The 17,102-nt window shown below is 49.3% G+C and carries 13 protein-coding genes; 7 read left to right on the top strand and 6 right to left on the bottom strand.

Annotated features, from left to right (window positions below):
• Nucleotides 1–77: 77 nt before the first annotated feature.
• The 3 genes from IFO68_RS13735 (at nucleotide 78) to IFO68_RS13725 (ending at nucleotide 3,868) form a co-directional block, all read left to right on the top strand.
• Nucleotides 78–842 (top strand): outer membrane lipoprotein-sorting protein, encoded by a 765-nt coding sequence (locus tag IFO68_RS13735; protein ID WP_225445235.1) that lies wholly within the window; start codon nucleotides 78–80, stop codon nucleotides 840–842.
• 18 nt (nucleotides 843–860) lie between these two features.
• Entirely contained in the window at nucleotides 861–2,012 is a 1,152-nt protein-coding gene (locus IFO68_RS13730) for a hypothetical protein (RefSeq protein ID WP_192016424.1), read from the top strand.
• A gap of 539 nt (nucleotides 2,013–2,551) precedes the next feature.
• Nucleotides 2,552–3,868: a methyl-accepting chemotaxis protein gene (locus IFO68_RS13725; protein WP_192016423.1), complete on the top strand. Its 1,317-nt coding sequence runs from the start codon at nucleotides 2,552–2,554 to the stop codon at nucleotides 3,866–3,868.
• A 126-nt stretch (nucleotides 3,869–3,994) separates the two neighbouring features.
• Here IFO68_RS13725 and IFO68_RS13720 read toward each other — a convergent pair whose 3' ends face one another.
• The 4 genes from IFO68_RS13720 to IFO68_RS13705 form a co-directional block, all read right to left on the bottom strand.
• Nucleotides 3,995–4,489: a SixA phosphatase family protein gene (locus IFO68_RS13720; protein ID WP_192016422.1), complete on the bottom strand. Its 495-nt coding sequence runs from the start codon at nucleotides 4,487–4,489 to the stop codon at nucleotides 3,995–3,997.
• Nucleotides 4,490–4,583: 94 nt separating this feature from the next.
• The gene (locus IFO68_RS13715) at nucleotides 4,584–5,801 is read right to left on the bottom strand and encodes an ABC transporter substrate-binding protein (protein ID WP_192016462.1); all 1,218 of its coding nucleotides are present in this window, start codon (nucleotides 5,799–5,801) and stop codon (nucleotides 4,584–4,586) included.
• 147 nt (nucleotides 5,802–5,948) lie between these two features.
• Complete coding sequence (locus IFO68_RS13710; protein ID WP_192016421.1) at nucleotides 5,949–7,391, bottom strand: ATP-binding protein; 1,443 nt, start codon at nucleotides 7,389–7,391, stop codon at nucleotides 5,949–5,951.
• Nucleotides 7,392–7,407: 16 nt separating this feature from the next.
• Entirely contained in the window at nucleotides 7,408–8,145 is a 738-nt protein-coding gene (locus tag IFO68_RS13705; RefSeq protein ID WP_192016420.1) for a response regulator, read from the bottom strand.
• 369 nt (nucleotides 8,146–8,514) lie between these two features.
• Here IFO68_RS13705 and IFO68_RS13700 point away from each other — a divergent pair, with 369 nt between their 5' ends.
• On the top strand, nucleotides 8,515–10,830 hold the full coding sequence (locus IFO68_RS13700; RefSeq protein WP_192016419.1) for an FdhF/YdeP family oxidoreductase: 2,316 nt from the start codon (nucleotides 8,515–8,517) through the stop codon (nucleotides 10,828–10,830).
• 119 nt (nucleotides 10,831–10,949) lie between these two features.
• Here IFO68_RS13700 and IFO68_RS13695 read toward each other — a convergent pair whose 3' ends face one another.
• Both IFO68_RS13695 and ptsG read right to left on the bottom strand, forming a co-directional pair.
• Nucleotides 10,950–11,867 (bottom strand): PIG-L family deacetylase, encoded by a 918-nt coding sequence (locus IFO68_RS13695; RefSeq protein WP_192016418.1) that lies wholly within the window; start codon nucleotides 11,865–11,867, stop codon nucleotides 10,950–10,952.
• A gap of 63 nt (nucleotides 11,868–11,930) precedes the next feature.
• On the bottom strand, nucleotides 11,931–13,373 hold the full coding sequence (gene ptsG / locus IFO68_RS13690) for a glucose-specific PTS transporter subunit IIBC (RefSeq protein ID WP_192016417.1): 1,443 nt from the start codon (nucleotides 13,371–13,373) through the stop codon (nucleotides 11,931–11,933).
• Between the two features lie 225 nt (nucleotides 13,374–13,598).
• On the opposite strand from ptsG, the gene IFO68_RS13685 reads away from it, so the two are divergent.
• Genes IFO68_RS13685 through IFO68_RS13675 form a run of 3 tightly spaced genes read left to right on the top strand, consistent with a single transcriptional unit; the run spans nucleotide 13,599 to nucleotide 17,022 of the window.
• Nucleotides 13,599–14,294: a response regulator transcription factor gene (locus tag IFO68_RS13685; RefSeq protein WP_225445227.1), complete on the top strand. Its 696-nt coding sequence runs from the start codon at nucleotides 13,599–13,601 to the stop codon at nucleotides 14,292–14,294.
• Nucleotides 14,291–15,754 (top strand): ATP-binding protein, encoded by a 1,464-nt coding sequence (locus IFO68_RS13680; RefSeq protein ID WP_192016415.1) that lies wholly within the window; start codon nucleotides 14,291–14,293, stop codon nucleotides 15,752–15,754. Before IFO68_RS13685 ends, IFO68_RS13680 begins: the two co-directional genes overlap by 4 nt.
• Nucleotides 15,751–17,022 (top strand): ABC transporter substrate-binding protein, encoded by a 1,272-nt coding sequence (locus IFO68_RS13675; protein ID WP_192016414.1) that lies wholly within the window; start codon nucleotides 15,751–15,753, stop codon nucleotides 17,020–17,022. The genes IFO68_RS13680 and IFO68_RS13675 overlap by 4 nt, the downstream gene beginning before the upstream one ends.
• Nucleotides 17,023–17,102 lie beyond the last annotated feature (80 nt).

Below are 17,102 nucleotides of genomic sequence, written 5' to 3'. Positions count from 1 at the left end.
CCTTTTAGCCAAAGATTAGGAGAAAGCTCATGACAGACAAAACAGCCAAAATCACGCAATGGCTAGCGCCTATAGCCATGATTACTGCATTGGGTATGGCTATCATACCGGCGGTATGCCATGCGGGTAACGAACAAGGGTTAGAGATTGCCAAGGAGCGAAAACTGCGTGATACCGGTTGGGGCGACAGCATTGGGGAAATGACCATGTTGCTATCCAACGCACAAGGGGAAAGCAGCACCCGAAAAATGCGTATCAAGACACTGGAAGTGGCTGATGATGGCGATAAAGGCCTGACGATTTTCGACCAGCCCCGTGATGTGCAAGGCACAGCTTTTCTGAATTTCGCCCACACAACCAAGCCTGATGACCAATGGCTTTATCTGCCAGCGCTGAAGCGGGTAAAACGTATTGCTTCGCGCAATAAATCAGGCCCTTTCATGGGCAGCGAGTTCGCCTACGAAGATTTAAGTTCATTTGAACTGGAAAAATACGACTTTACCTATCTGGGTGATGACACCGTTAAAGGTGAAGCCGTATTCAAACTCCGGCAAGTGCCGACGGATGAATACTCAGGTTATACCAAGCAGTTGGTATGGCTGGATAAAGACCATTACCGGCCTTTGAAGGTGGAATTCTATGACCGTAAAGACAGCCTGCTGAAGACACTGACTTTTAACAACTATGAGCAGTATCTGGGCAAATACTGGCGCGCGCATACGATGACAATGAATAACATCCAGACTGGCAAGACAACGGTACTGACCACCCATAAACTGACGTTTAACAATGGCCTTGATGAGAGCGATTTCAATAAGTCCAGTCTCAAGCGTGTCAAATAATCTCAGGCAGGAGCAAGCATGATATACCGATTTTCTGCATTGCCCCTGTTTCTGGCTGCCTCAGTAGAGGCAGCTGGTATCAGCGGCCAGATAAACCTTGAACAACGTCAGTTTTTGCACCCTGGTCTTGAGGGCCAGGACAAAAGCCAGACCTCTGTGGTGATAGAACCCGAATGGTACACAGAGTGGCAGGACGGTGACGCCCGGCTGACCATTCAGCCATTCTACCGCTGGGACAGCATGGACGATGAACGTACCCATTTCGATCTGCGTGAATTCATGTATCTGCAACTGATCGATGACTATGAGCTCAGAATGGGCGTCGGGAAAGTTTTCTGGGGCGTGACCGAGTCCATTCACCTGGTGGATGTGATTAACCAGACCGATAACGTCGAATCTGTCGACGGCGAGCAAAAACTCGGGCAGCCTATGATCAATGTTGCAGCCGTCAAAGACTGGGGCACAGTGAATGCCTTCATCCTCCCCTACTTTCGTGAACGTACTTTCGCCGGTAAAGACGGGCGGCTGCGGCCCCCACTGCCGGTAAATGACGATGCATTATATGAATCTTCAGCCGAGCAGGAGCACATCGACTGGTCATTGCGCTACAGCCACTATTTTGGCGACTGGGATGTCGGTGCCAGCTTTTTTCAGGGGACCAACAGAGATCCCTACTTCCTGCCGGGACGTACCAGCCTGACGCCATACTACGCCCAAATGGACCAGACCAGCATGGATGTTCAGGGCATTTTTGGCAGCTGGTTATTAAAGCTTGAAGCGCTTTACCGTGACAGCCTGGAAAACCACTCCGCCGTGGTCACAGGGTTTGAATACACACTCGTCGGTGTCTTCGATACCTATTGGGATCTTGGCCTGATTGCCGAGTACCAGTACGATTCCCGATCACTGAGTCTGAATCAGAATGACCTGTTTCTGGGTACACGATTTGCACTCAATGACATAGACGGTACAGAAATTTTAGTTGGGATTAATCAGGATCTGGACAGCAGTCAGGAATCTACCGGCAGAATTGAAGCCTCCGCACGGATAAACAACAACTGGAAATGGCGGGCTAACGCCTGGTGGTTCGACGCCAGCAGGCTTGACAGTCCACTTTATTTTGTCCGTAAAGACGACTTCATAGAGCTGGCTCTGGAATATTATTTCTGAGCCAATTTTCCATTTTATTCAAAAACCTGCCGGAACTGTAACAGTCTGAGTTCCGGCCTTTGCAAGATACCTGTCGTTCTTTCCCGGCTGAACATACCCTACTCGTGCATCACAGCGACATCTGCAAAAAACTCGTGCAGCCCAGCCTTTTATTTATCGCCAGCCTGAATGAAAATGACATTGTGAGTCAAAAAACAACCTATACATTCAACACCCTAATCATTCAGAAAAAACAGACAACAATAATGAATGGTATTAATCGAAGTAAGATCACAAGAACTAAAAATATCAAAGACAGGCAAGCTTCATTTCAAGGCATAAATTGGTCATTTTGCCTTTCTGATATCAGTCTTAACGACATTTTTCATAACAAATTAAATTGTTAATAGCAGATAAGTCATTGAAGTCACACATCCGAAGAATAATAGCCTTACTATTTAGCTTTTACTAATTTTTCAGTCATTCTGAAAATATCTCTTTTAAACATATTTCTCTGTTCTATATTCAGCTAGAGGGCATATATCGACAAGGACTGTGACATGTTCGGGTTATCTAACAAGAATAACGTAACTCAAGACGCGTACAACTCACTTCAACAGCAACTTCAGGAAACCACCAATACCTTAGCTGCAATCAGTGATTCCTTTGCATCTATTGAATTTACACCATCAGGAGAAATCATCAGCGCCAACCAACATTTCCTTAATACCATGGGATACAGCCTAAATGACATTCAGGGTAAACATCACAGGATTTTTTGTACCGATGAAACCAAACAAAGTCAGGAGTACCAACAATTCTGGTATCAGCTAAGTCAGGGCAAGCAAATTAAGGGACTGTTCCAGCGTATGACTAAAAACGGGAAAGACATTTGGCTGGAAGCCAGTTATTGTCCGGTTTTCGACGATCAAGGGAGTGTTTATAAAGTCATTAAAATTGCTTCTGACACCTCAACAAGAGTCGCAGAGCACCATGAACTTGCCAGTCAGACACAGGCGGTTTCCCGCTCCATGGCGGTTATCGAATTTGATCTCAATGGTAATATATTGCACGCCAATGAAAACTTTTTAGCAACAGTCGGCTACACATTTGATGAAATCAAAGGAAAACATCATCGCCTGTTCGTCACCCCCAGCTATGCTCAAACCAGTGAATATCAAAACTTCTGGTACCAGCTCAATCAAGGGCAATTCATGGGCGGTAAGTTTGAACGGGTAAACAAAGCGGGCCAGACTCTATGGCTGGAAGCCACCTACAACCCTATTTTTGATACCAATGGCAAACTGTATAAAGTCATAAAATTTGCCACAGATATTACACAGACAGTCATTCTCGGCCAGGAAAACAGTCAGCTGGCTTATGACTTGTCAGTTAAGACCCGGCAGTTATCCGCCGAGGGAAGTCATTCGGGTAATCAGGCTATCGAACAGATGGTACAAATGGTTGAGGCGTTAAATTCAACCTCAGATGTGATATCCCAGCTTGAGGAACAGTCAAAAACCATCACTAACATGGTGGACACCATTTCCGCCATTGCCGATCAAACCAATCTGCTGGCGCTCAATGCGGCCATTGAAGCAGCCAGAGCGGGCGATCAGGGACGAGGCTTTGCCGTTGTTGCCGACGAAGTTCGCCAGCTAGCTTCGCGCACCAATGAGTCGACCGTAAAAATTGATAATGTGGTTAAGCAAAACAGTCAATTCACGACACAAGCCGTATCCTCAATGTCTGAAATTATTGCCCGCGCTGAAAGCAGTATGGAAAAAGTCAAAGAAGCCAGCACATCCATTCAAGACATTGAAGACAGTATTAACGATGTTGTTATGGCCGTGCAAAAAATGTCAGCAGCCAGTTAACTTCTGCCCTGCCGACAATCTGTCTCTTGAGCATCTTTCCATGCTCAAGAGGCAAATTCATAAGCGACAAGTGTTCAAGAGACATTCTCTCAGAAAGAAAAAGCCTGCCCCTGACAGCGCAACATATCAGTGAGCCAGGCGTTTCGGAAAATCAAAATACAGCAACTGACAATATTCCGGCCCGAACGCCTGCCATGTTTCTGCCTCAATTGCAAAAACCGCCAGGCCACAGGTCGGAACATTGTCGGTTTTTAATCCAAGACGGCCCACCAGTTCATTGATGGCGGGATTGTGGCAGACCACCATAAGCCGTTCAACCTCATCAGGCACCGACTGAATAATGCTGACCACCTCATGGGCAGAATCGGTATACAAGCCCACTGTGGTTGCCAGCTCAGTAGGATGCGGATGCAGCGCCTGTTCAAAAAATTGCGCGGTCTGGAATGCCCGCTCAGCGGTACTGGATAGAATTCGCTGGGGCAGCGCCTGCCAGGCGGCGAACCGGGTTGCCATATCAGCCGCGTTTTTCAGGCCGCGCTCATTCAGCGGGCGATCATGATCATCCAATTCCGGGTCATCCCAGGATGACTTGGCGTGACGAACAATATAAAGCAGTTTCATAGCCGCAAACTCCCCGTTAGTCTTTTGCTCCAGTGCTGTTTGTACTAATCCTAGCGCAAACAAAACAGCTTAACACCGGCTAGGCGAAAGCGCTTTACTGTGCTGATTTAACGGCCCTGGCCAGCTGATTCGCGGCTTTTTCCGGATCAGCCTGCTTACTGTGGAAAAAATCGGTCACTACGTCAAAAATCGCTGCCTGCACATAGCTGGTACTGGCAAGCCCCTGAGAAATACTGGGTACCAGAGTATTATTTTGCTGATTTAATTGAAAAGCAGCTGCAGAGGCCAGTGAACAACTGTCGAAACCTGTCATGTCCACATCGGTACGCACGGGGATGGAGCCTTTCGCTAAATTAAATTTTCGCTGAAAATCAGGTGTCAGAATGGTATGTGCCATCGTTTCCTGCGCCTGAATACTCAGGTCATCGCTATGCTTAAAAAAAGCAAAACTGTCGATGTTGTATGTAAAGAAGCCTTGGGTGCCCGGAGCTGGCACACACAGAATCTCCTTACCCAGAGTTTTCCCCAACGCAGAAAATTCCCCCTTCGCCCAGTCCCCCATGAACTGCATCGCGGCTTTCCCTTCCATCAGCATGGTACTGGCGTCGCTCCATTCCATGGCCTTGGTTTTCACATCAATGTATTGCCGCATACGCTCGAACTGGCGGAAAACATCCACCATCTGCTCACCGGCCAGCATGTCTGAATCTAAGTCAACAAAAGCACGGCGATAACCCTGAGGACCCAGTACCGCCAGCGCCACAGATTCGAACAAGGTCACCTCTTGCCAGGGATCGCTGCCCAAGGCTATGGGTACAATATTGGCCTGCTTCAGTTTGTCTGCCGCAACAAAAAACGACTCAAGCGAATCCGGCACAGTCGCACCGGCTTTCTCCAGCAAGTCCGGGTTAATCCATAACCAGTTAACACGGTGAATATTCACAGGAACGGCCACATAATGACCCTGATATTTCATGATCTGGCTGATAACCGGTGGCAATAGCTGATCCCAGCGCTGAACATTTGCCACCTCATCAAGACTGGTCAGAAAACCCAGCATGCCCCACTCTTGCAAGTCGTAACCTTTGAGCTGTGCCGCCGAAGGGGGATTCCCCGACACAGCACGGCTTTTCAGCACTGTCATGGCACTTTCACCGCCACCACCCGCAATAGCAAAATTCTTCCAGCCGATACTCTGCTGTTCAAGGCTATCCTGCAACACTTCCGCGGCTTTCATTTCACCTTTCGCTGTCCACCAGTGAAGCACTTCAACCTCTTGCTCAGGCTGCTGACCAGCATCAGATGCACTCATGACCGGCGCAGACAAGAATGCCGATACCGAAGCCGTGATTAACACCGCTGCCAGCGACAGTGTGCGATAGCGCCCCGCTGAAACACTCATGTTCATTTAGGTTCTCTTACTTTACGCCGTATCTGCTGTGAGTTGATGCGGCTATCATCAGTCCATCAGGCGAGGCAGGATCATCGTCACTTCCAGCCCCCCTTGCTCCATGTTGCGGATAGACATTTCACCGCCATGGGCATGTAAAATATTGCGCGTTATTCCCATGCCGAGGCCATGGCCTTCATCATCCTTCGCTAATCTGACATAAGGTTCATACACACTGTCCATTTTATCCTCTGGAATCCCCGGCCCCCTGTCCTGCACCCGAATAACCAGACTCTCTGCTGTGTCTTCGGTCAGTACCCAGACTTCCTGACCGTATTTCACCCCGTTATCAATGATGTTGCTTAAACAACGTTTAAGGGCCAGCGGCTTACCCGTAAGTGGCGCAATGTCTGCAACAGGCAAATGCACTGTAATACTGTTTCTGTTATGCCCTTCGGCAATACTGCGCATCACTTCTGCCACATCCACCTGGGCCAGATTTTCATGCAGATCGGTATCCCGTACTGTCTGCAGCGCCCCTTTGACCATCATTTCCAGCTCATCAAGATCTTTATTGAACTTGTCGATTTTGGTGTCATCTTCCAGTAGTTCTGCACGCAACCGAAGACGGGTGATCGGGGTTTTTAAATCATGGGAAATGGCGGAAAACAAATGTTCCCTGTCATCAATATAACGACGCAGGCGCTGCTGCATCCGGTTAAAGGCCCGGGTCGCGGTGACCAGCTCACTGGCACCTTCTTCCTTGAGCTGCGGCTGATAAATATCCATGCTCAAGGCATTAGCGGCATCCGCTAACTGCTTGAGCGGTTTCGTTTGGCGCCGGATCATTGTATAGGTGAAGAAAAGCAGCAAGGCGGTGATGAACAGCAGAAACAGCACTTGTTGCTTAGTAATGATCTCATCCTCCAGCGTGGAGTACGGCGCTGGTAACAAAGCGGCGATATACAGCCACTCGTTGTCCGCCAATTCCAGCTGCACCACCAGAATCGGCGGATTCAGCGGCTCCAGACTCAGCGTGTAATGTGCCCAGGAACGGGGTAAGTCACTCAACAGAATGTCATTTTTCAGTACATGCAGGGTTTCAGGCCGTGAAAACTCCACCCGGATAACGTCCAGGCGCGGCAGTTTGTCATGCAACACTTCCTGTATTGCTTTAACTGCGGTGTTTTTCATACTGGAACCGGGGATAGGATCGATCCGTATTTCTTCTTCGTTGAATGAAACAAAAAAACGGGTGCCGCCCATGTTCCGAATCTGATCCAGAACGATGTGCCGGTACTGTAAAGGCAGGGATTCAAAAAAAGTGACAGTGGAAGCAAACATGGTGGCCATACTGGTGGCCGCCGATTCCAGTCCGGCCAGATCCCGACGCTTAGACTGCCCGTACCATATCAGCGTCGCAATCATTTGTGCCAGAAACACAGCCAGCAAGGTAAACCACAAAGTGCGGGCCATCAGGGATTGAGGCCACCATTTTTTCCAGTTGATCATCTGCTGAGCTTTCCGGTCAGTTATCCGTTTCGTAAGTGACATCTGCATTAAACAGATAGCCGTTTCCCCGCACTGTTTTGATTAACCGCTGCTGACGCCCTTTGTCACCCAGACGCTGGCGTAACCGGCTCAGCTGGACATCTACCGCGCGCTCAGACGGTTGCGCATCACGCCCGCGTGTCGCAAAGAAAATCGTATCCCGGTCGAGCACTTCATTGGGACGACTGAGAAACAGTAAAAGCAGCGCGTAGTCACTGTTGGTCATTTCATAGGTGCGCTGAGTCTGCGTATCCTGCAGAGACTGAGCAGCCGTATCCAAACGCCAGTGATCGAATAAAAAGGCTTTTGGCAACGACGGGTTCACCGGCTGGTTCGATTCTGTTGGCTGTACTCTTCGCAGCAGCGCTTTAATTCGCGCCATTAACTGACGGGGGCTGAATGGCTTGGCAATATAGTCATCCGCGCCGAGCTCCAGCCCGACAATCTGATCCATCTCGTCTGATACGGCTGTGAGCATGATAATCGGGACGGCAGACGTTTTCCGGACATGCTGACACAAAGTGAAACCATCTTCACCGGGCAGCATAATATCCAGCAATATCAAATCCGGCTCACTGATGGTCAGTTCCCGTTTCATTGCCACACCGTCTTCTGCTGTTACAACACGGAAGCCCTGCTTGCCCAAATATTCGCCCAACAGTTCACGAATCTCCTGATCATCATCCACGACCAGTACTGACTTGTCCGCAACCATTCTGATTTCCTCATTGCGGCCATTTCCGGCATGGTAAACAGGTACTCATGACAGATAAAAGCAGCATCTTTGCACATATACGACTCAAAAATGTAAGATACCAGACTCCGGCCCAAAACGCTTGGGGTTCAATGTAACGCTAAAGTAACAGGCACCGTGATTACCGGCTCATCACAGTATGTTGCACCCGTTGAGTATATCCCTTTACCCGAAATGGTTGAAAATTCATAAACTAACAGGCTACCCATACACATTTTGTGGATAAGGTTACATTTTTGTCTGGCCTGCCGTCATACTATAGAAACCGGTATCTTTATGGATATGTTCTGTTTTAATCCGTCGCCCAGGCCATGCAGGAAGACAGTCGCCATGACAGTGAAAAAATATAAAGGCTCAGCCGGTGGCTGGGGAGCGCTAGCAAGCACCACCCGTCACCTCGTGAAAAGTGAAAATATCACCCGAAACATACGGAATCTGCTGAAAACCAATCAGGATCAGGGGTTCGACTGTCCGGGCTGTGCCTGGGGCGAAACCGATGAACCGGGACATTTCCGCTTCTGCGAGAACGGCGCCAAAGCCGTGAACTGGGAGGCAACCCGCCGTCGGGTAACGCCGGATTTCTTTGCCCAGTACCCTGTCGGCTGGTTACAACAGCAAAGTGATTATTTTCTTGAATATCAAGGCCGCCTCAGCCATCCGGTTCGTTATAACTCACAAACGGATCATTATGAGTCCATCAGTTGGGACGAAGCTTTTTCACTGATTGCTGAGCACCTGCAAGGTCTGGACAGCCCGAATCAGGCCGAGTTCTACACCTCTGGCCGTGCCAGCAACGAAGCGGCTTTTTTGTATCAGCTTTTTGTCCGGGCGTTTGGCACCAACAACTTCCCGGATTGCTCCAACATGTGCCACGAGGCAAGCGGTGTCGCGCTCAAGCAGTCAATAGGGATTGGCAAAGGCACAGTGCGTATTGATGATTTCGAAAAAGCCGATGCCATTTTTGTGTTCGGACAAAATCCGGGCACCAATCACCCCCGCATGTTAGATACCTTACGTAAAGCCTCCAGACGCGGAGCCGCTATAGTCACTTTCAATACACTGAAAGAACGCGGTTTAGAGCGCTTTACCAACCCGCAGTCGCCGGCAGAAATGCTGACCGGCGGAGCAACAACGATCAGCAGTCATTACTTCACGCCAAAACTGGGTGGTGATATGGCGGTAATACGCGGCATGGTTAAAGCACTGATCGCTATGGATCACAGTTCAATTGAACAGGGCAAGGGCTCTATTTTTGACCACAGTTTCATTCAGGCCCACACTCAGGGCCTTGAAGCGTATCTGGCGGAAGTGGCAGCCACTGACTGGTCTCTTATCACAGAGCAATCTGGCCTGTCGCAACAAGATTTGGAATACGCAGCAAACCTGTACCGGCATTCTGAACGCGTGATCATCACCTGGGCGATGGGGATCACTCAGCACAAACACTCAGTGAATACGATACAGGAAATTGCCAATTTACAACTTCTTTTCGGGCAATTAGGTAAGCCCGGAGCCGGTCTTTGCCCGGTGCGCGGCCACAGTAATGTGCAGGGTGACCGTACCATGGGGATCAATGAGAAGCCCACCCCAGATTTTAATCAGAGGATAGAAACAACCTTTGGATTCACCCCACCGGCGGCGCACGGTCACAACACGGTGCAGGCCATCAAAGCCATGCTGACCGGCGAGAGCAAAATCTTTATCGGACTGGGTGGAAACTTTGCTTCGGCAACACCGGATACCCGGCTGACTCAGCAGGCATTAGCGAATTGCGATCTCACGGTCAACATCGCCACCAAGCTGAACCGCAGCCATTTGATCACAGGTAAAGACAGTTTGATCCTGCCGTGCTTTGGCCGCACCGATGTTGATCTTCAACAATCCGGCCCGCAGTCGGTGACAGTCGAAGACTCGTTCAGTATGGTGCATGCCTCAGGCGGTGTGGTTGAAAGTGACACAGGCGAAATGCGCTCAGAACCTGCCATAATTGCCGGTATCGCCAAAGCGACATTGGGCAATCATCCGGTCGACTGGGATTCGTTAATTGATAACTATGACAGAATTCGCGAACTTATCGCCAAAACTATCCCTGGCTTTACCGACATGAACCAGAAACTGAAACAGCCGGGCGGGTTTTATCTGGGCAACAGCGCGGCAGAGCGTATCTGGCATACCGATTCTCAACAAGCCACCTTCATCGCGCATCCGCTGCCAACTCACCTGCTGCCGGCCAATCTGCGTGCACTCAGCGACGATCCTGTTTTTGTGCTGCAGACTGTCCGTTCACACGATCAGTACAACACCACAATTTACGGTTTTGAAGACAGATACCGCGGGATCTCTGGCGAGCGAAAAGTCTTGATGATCAACCCGGCTGATATCGACGCTCTCGGCATGGCGCCGGGTGACCGGGTCGATGTGACATCACTGTCAGCCGATGGCGTAAAACGCACTGTTTATGGTTTTAAGCTGGTAAGTTATGACATTCCCACTGGCAATATTGCCGCCTATTTCCCGGAAACGAATCCCTTGGTGGCATTAGACAGCGTCGGTGACCTGAGTGATACCCCGATATCCAAGGCTATCCCCATTGTTCTCGCACCCAGCCAACTCAGTGAAGAGCGCATAGACTTATCACCCTACTGATCAGCAGTACCGGCAATTACGTAACAGAGGCAAAGTACAGGATAAGAGCTCAATGAACCGGGCGCATAACGACGGCCCGGTCTTTTACTTAATGTGTCAGGGGGAACTGAACACGTTCGTTATTGCAGGTTACAATAAGCCGACTGACAATGTGCATGCGGCTGCAAGGCGCTGTATGTCGTCTTATCCCATTTATAAATGGTTTCGTAATCGGTGCTTTCCAGTGGCGGGATATAACCCAGATCATACTGGCTGAGATAAAATTCCTTAAACGCATCAATTTTATGTTGCTTATCAATCCAGAACGTCATTGGCGTGATTGAGTTTGCCGGCAAACGTGCCTGAATGCTATTTACTTCGTCCATTGCATTATCTGGATTCGAACCTGTATATGGCTGATCTTCGCCAAAATAAATCTGACACTTCGCCTCTGCCCCCAGGTCATGCGCCGCTTTCATTACCGCTTCACGTACGATGAAATGATCGATATGGCTACCATTCGCCAGCAGCACAAAGGCGGCGCAGTTATCCTGCTTAAGAATAGGGGTGACATCTGCGGCAATGCGCTCATAAATGCCGATTTCATCCTGACGAAAATCAGTAAAAGTACCTGCTGGGCCGCCACCTGCAGTCGGAGAGCCTTCATATTTACGCAATGGCGCATCATAAAAACCGGCGGTTTTATAGCGGAAGTGATCCCACTGAGTAAACATCTTCATGTGCGCTTCAAAGTCTTCTTTGTAACGCATGGTAGAAACATCGAATACGCGCTTGTTTGTCAGTTCGTTTAAATGGTTGGTCGTATAGTTGGAAAGTGAAAAATATACCTCGGTGACATTTGTTTTTTGTGCCAGCGTACCTTCTTTAGACAATTTATTTATCAAGCCTCCAAAGGTAAGCAAAATATCATCCGGATGCGGGCTGAGAAAATACAGGTTGTGCTGATTGACATCCAGTGGCGCAGCCTGAACAGCCGGGGCCATGCAGCTTGCTGTCGCCAGTAATCCAGCCACTAATGAGTTGGTATTGAAACGCATTTTCTATTCCTTTTCTTCAACGAACAAAAATAAAAAGGGCGGGGTAAACCGCCCAGACTTGTATCAGTTTGAAGCAACGAGAACGGCATTAATCTCAGTTTTGATGTTGTCTGACTGGGTACCAAAGATAGCCTGCAGGTTATCTCCTACCACCAGCACTTCACGTGCCCCCAGCTGTTTGATTTTCGGAATGTCAGCGCCATTAATATCGCGAAGACTGACACGCAGACGGGTAATACATGCGTCTACATTTTTGATGTTATCCTTTCCGCCGAGCGCCTGAACCAGAGTTTGTGCCAGCTCATTACCGATTTCAGACAAGTTGCTGACTTCAGATTCTTCACTTTCCCGGCCAGGAGTCATGAGATTGAGCTTGGCGATCAGTACACGGAAAATGGTGTAGTACATCAGCGCCCAAACAGGGCCGATGAGAATAAACAGCCACGCATTCTGCGAGAGTGGATAGTAGATAAGGAAGTCAATCGCACCATGAGCAAAAGTCACACTGTGGTGAATATCCAGGCTGGTCACCAGCGCAAAACCCAGGCCGGTAAGAATACAGTGAATAACGTACAGTACAGGCGCCGCGAACAGGAAGGCGAATTCCATAGGCTCTGTGATACCCGTTAACCAGGAAGTCAATGCTGCTGATGCCATGATACCGCCAACCAGCGCGCGTTTTTCAGGTCGTGCGGAGTGGTAAATCGCCAGACCAACAGCAGGCAGTGCCCACATGGAATACAGGTAACCTCCTGCAAGATTGCCCGCGGTAGGATCGCCAGCCAGATAGCGCTGAATCTCACCTTTAATCACTTTGCCGGTTTCAGGATCGACATACTCACCCACTTCAAAGAAGAAAGGCACATTCCAGATATGGTGTAGTCCGAATGGGATCAGTGAACGCTCCACCAAACCATAAAGACCAAATGCCGTGGTCGGGCTCTGGTATGCCGCCCAGTGCGAGAAACTGTCAATTGCGTTACCGATTGGCGGCCAGACATAACTCAGGAAAATACCCAGAAATATGGCTGTGATACCGGTGATAATGGGAACAGAACGTTTGCCGGCAAAAAAACCAAGGTACTCAGGAAGCCTGATATTATGAAAACGATTAAACAGATATGCAGCAACGGCACCTATCATGATACCGCCAAAAACCCCGGTATTCAGGCTTGGAATCCCTATGATGGTTGCCGGTTCGATGCCGTGAAGTTTTGCCATCACGCCCATTGTTGCTGTCATGATAGCGAAGCCCACAGTCGCAGCCAGCCCGGCGGCCCCGTCATTATCTGACAGGCCCAGCGCCACACCAATCGCAAATATCAGTGCCAGATTGCTGAACACTGCATCGCCCGACATCGCCATGATCTCTGACACCAGGCCCGGCATCCAGGAGAAGTTAGCTGAACCTATCCCCAGCAATAAACCGGCAACAGGCAGGACAGCAACAGGCAGCATTAGCGACCTGCCTATCCGTTGTAATAACCCAAAGGTGCTACTAATCATTTCTCGATCCTTCTTGATGTATAGTTGGGGGTACACATATAAGGTAATGAAAAGCAGCGTGCTGAAGGTTACAAAAGCCTATGAGTTTGTAAGTAGCCTGTTACATACGCACATTGCACCGTGCGTGAATTTTGCGCTATACCTGTAGCCTTCCCATAAGAAATGATGTATCAGATAGATTATTGAAAGTAGGCAACTTGGTAAGGTATGAAAAACCTCAGGGAAATGAAAACCATACTCGTCGTCGACGATAATCAGGAACTCCGTGATGCACTCACAGAATATCTTGGGCGATCTGAATTCCATGTATTGACCGCCAGTGACGGTGAAGAAATGTGGGATCATTTCCATCGTGCCGAACCTAACCTGATCATCCTCGATATCATGATGCCCGGCGATGATGGGCTCACCTTATGCCGGCAAATCCGCCAGCGATCGAATGTGCCTATCATTATGCTCACAGCGGTGACCGACGAAATTGATCGTATTGCGGGTCTTGAAATCGGTGCTGATGATTACATCACCAAAACCTTTAGCCCGAGGGAACTACTCGCGCGTATTAAAGCCTTATTGCGACGTACTCAACCCGCACAGGGCGAAACAGTGGCACACCAGTTGCAGTTTTCAGGCTGGACTTGCGATCTGATTAAGCGGCGGTTAATCAGCCCGGATGGCGAAGTGGTTCCACTCTCTGGGGCAGATTTCAACCTGATAAGTCTGATGCTGGAGAAACCCCATCAGTTGCTGAGCCGGGACGACATCGCTCGTTGTATCTGGGGCCGGGATGCTGACCCGTTTGAACGTGGTATCGATGTACAAATCAGCCGCCTGAGAAAACACCTTCACGACGAAGAGCGCTCGCTGATTCTGACGGTCAGAAACAAAGGCTATATGCTGGCAAGCGATGTCCATACTGTATGAATACGCCGTCATTTCTGAAGCTGACAACCCTGCAATCGCTCTGTTCATCCATTACTTTTCGGATTGGAGCGACCTTGCTCATCATCATTATGATTGCTGAGTTGATTGCCGGGCTTATCTGGTACCAGTCCAGCGCCAAAAAGGAAGTTGAAAACCTGCATAAAACGATCGTCAGCCTGATGTCGAATGCGGCCGATACTTACAACTATTTTCATGCGCTGCCGGTCAATTATCGCTACCTTATTCTGAACCAGATCCGTGAAATGGGCGGGACCCGTTTCTTCATCTCAATCAATCAGCACCAATTATCTGTTGTTCCTCCCGCCAATAATGCACGCACTGACATTCTGCTGTCTGCTGCGCATGACGTGCTGAACAAAAAAATCTCCCATGCTAAACAGGTCACTATTTCCCTCAGTCGCCGACAGGATCTGCGCGTTTTTAACTCAGGCATCAAACTCGATGCTCTGCCGGAAATATGGGCGGGGTACAGTCTGGCACTGGGCGATATGGATTTACCTATTGTCGTCATGCAAATCCAGATGTCGGAACAGGAATGGTTCTATCTGGCTGCCACTTTACCCGTTCCTTTCTCTGCATTGTCGCCGCAGTTTATTGATCAAAAACAGCTGATGTTCCTGGGTATTTCCTCTCTGTTACTGGTGCTTTGCACTGTCTGGTTACTGCGCCTGGAAATTCGCCCTATTCGCCGGTTGGCGAAAGCAGCGACTCTGATGAGCGGGCAGCTCTATGTACAGGAAGTCAAAGAAGAAGGCAGTAAAGAAACCCGGGCTGCTGTTCGCGCATTCAACAAAATGAACCGGCGGGTCCGCGCCTATATCCGGGACAGAGAAATGCTGTTTGGCGCCATTTCCCACGATCTGAAAACACCCTTGGCTTGTCTGAAGTTACGCACCGAAATGCTCGATGATGAACAAGCAAAAGCCAGATTCGAAAAAATACTGGATGAGTTTGATCTGATGTTAAAAGGTGCCTTGCAATGTATTCGGGACACAGACATTCACGAAGAGCCTGAGTGGATCGATGTTACCCAGATGGTTGAACAATGTGCCAGTTACTACAACCGGAACACCCCCAAGGTTCAATTAAGTCTCGCAGAGCCGGTTCATTACCTGGGCAAACCTCTGGCCGTAAAACGTTGTCTGTATAACATAGTGGACAATGGCGTGAAGTACGGAGAAAAAGTCGATATCGAACTGATATCAACGACCGACAGTATTCTGCTCACGTTCAGAGATTACGGCCCGGGTCTGGATAAAAAATGGACAGAAAAAGTGTTCGAACCTTATTTCCGTGTTAATCCGCAAGATGAGTTGGGTTCCGGTCTTGGGCTCACCATATCCCGCAGTATTGCTCGCAGCCACGGCGGCGATCTCACCCTGCAAAACCACCCTGTTCAGGGACTGATTGTTCACATTCAATTGATGAGAGATGAATGAAGTTTTTCTTTTTCATTAGCCTGCTGGTGCTCACTGTATCCGGTGCTCAATCACAGGCAAAAGCCCAGGCATCGCCAGGTACCACCTATCAGGAAGTGGAATTTCTGCACTGGTGGACAGCCAAAGGTGAAGTTGCCGCTTTCAATCTGGCGACAAAGGCACTGCAAGATGCCGGCGTGTCTATTCTTGATCTGCCCGTACAAGGCGGGGGCGGCGACACGGCAATGTCTATCCTTCAGGCCCGTGCGATTGCAGGCACCCCACCCGATATCGTGCAATTGGAAGGTCCGTCGATTAAGTCCTGGGCCGCTTTGGGATTTCTCCATAAACTGGACCAGGTGGCTGTTGACCAAGACTGGCACAAAAACCTGCTTCCTATTGCACAAGACACTAACCAGTATCAGGGACACTATGTGGCAATTCCCATCACAGTCCACCGGCTGAACTGGATGTGGATTAATCGCAAAGTCTTGCGCCAATACGGTTTAGCCGTCCCCACCAGCTGGGATGCATTGATTGATGTATTCAGCCGTTTGAAACAAAACGGCGTAGAGCCACTGGCACTTGGTAAAGACCAGTGGCAGGTTGCACTGCTGTTTGAGAACCTCGCCTTTGGCTATGGCGGAGCGGATTACTACCGACGCGCCTTTATCAAGATGGAGCCGCAGGCACTCAACAGCCAAACCACCTACGACATCCTTGAGCGTTTCCGCGCTATCAGCCAGTTGGTCAAACCTGGCATGTCTCACATGCGATGGGATGAGGGGACACAATTACTCATAGAAGGCGAGCGGGCGTTCCAGATCTCAGGAGACTGGGTTCTGGGTGATTTGCTGGCCAATAACATCGCTGTTCCTTCCGCCATTGGCTGCTACCCGACCCCTGCAAAACAGACAGGCTTTATTTATAACATGGACAGCTTCGCACTGTTCGACAGCCCGCGCACCAATACTGACACGGCTCAAATCGTCAGTAAGACCCTGTCTTCACCGGACTTTCAGAAATCCTTTAATGCTCTGAAAGGTGCCATTCCGGCTAGAAACGATATCAGCCTGAAGGGATACAACAGTTGCTCAGTCAATGCCAAAGCCGACATGGAGAAAGCGTCAAAATCTGGTCAGTTAATCCCCAGCATCGTAGATTCTATGGCCGTCAGCCCAATAGCGCAGCGTGCCACATCCAGCGAAATTTTTCGCTTCTTTAATGACGAGACCATGGCACCAGAAGATTTCATTCTTCACCTGCAGAATATTCCACGTGGTGAGTAGAAACACCCAAAGCCTTTATTCTTCATTTTCCCAATTAGTAAAGGAAAACCAGCAAGAAGCTTCAGATAACAGCATAAGAA

Source organism: Photobacterium arenosum, assembly GCF_014841115.1.
Taxonomy (GTDB): domain Bacteria; phylum Pseudomonadota; class Gammaproteobacteria; order Enterobacterales; family Vibrionaceae; genus Photobacterium; species Photobacterium arenosum.
The sequence above is the reverse complement of the archived record's forward strand: the minus strand, read 5'-3'. Positions and strand labels throughout refer to the sequence as shown.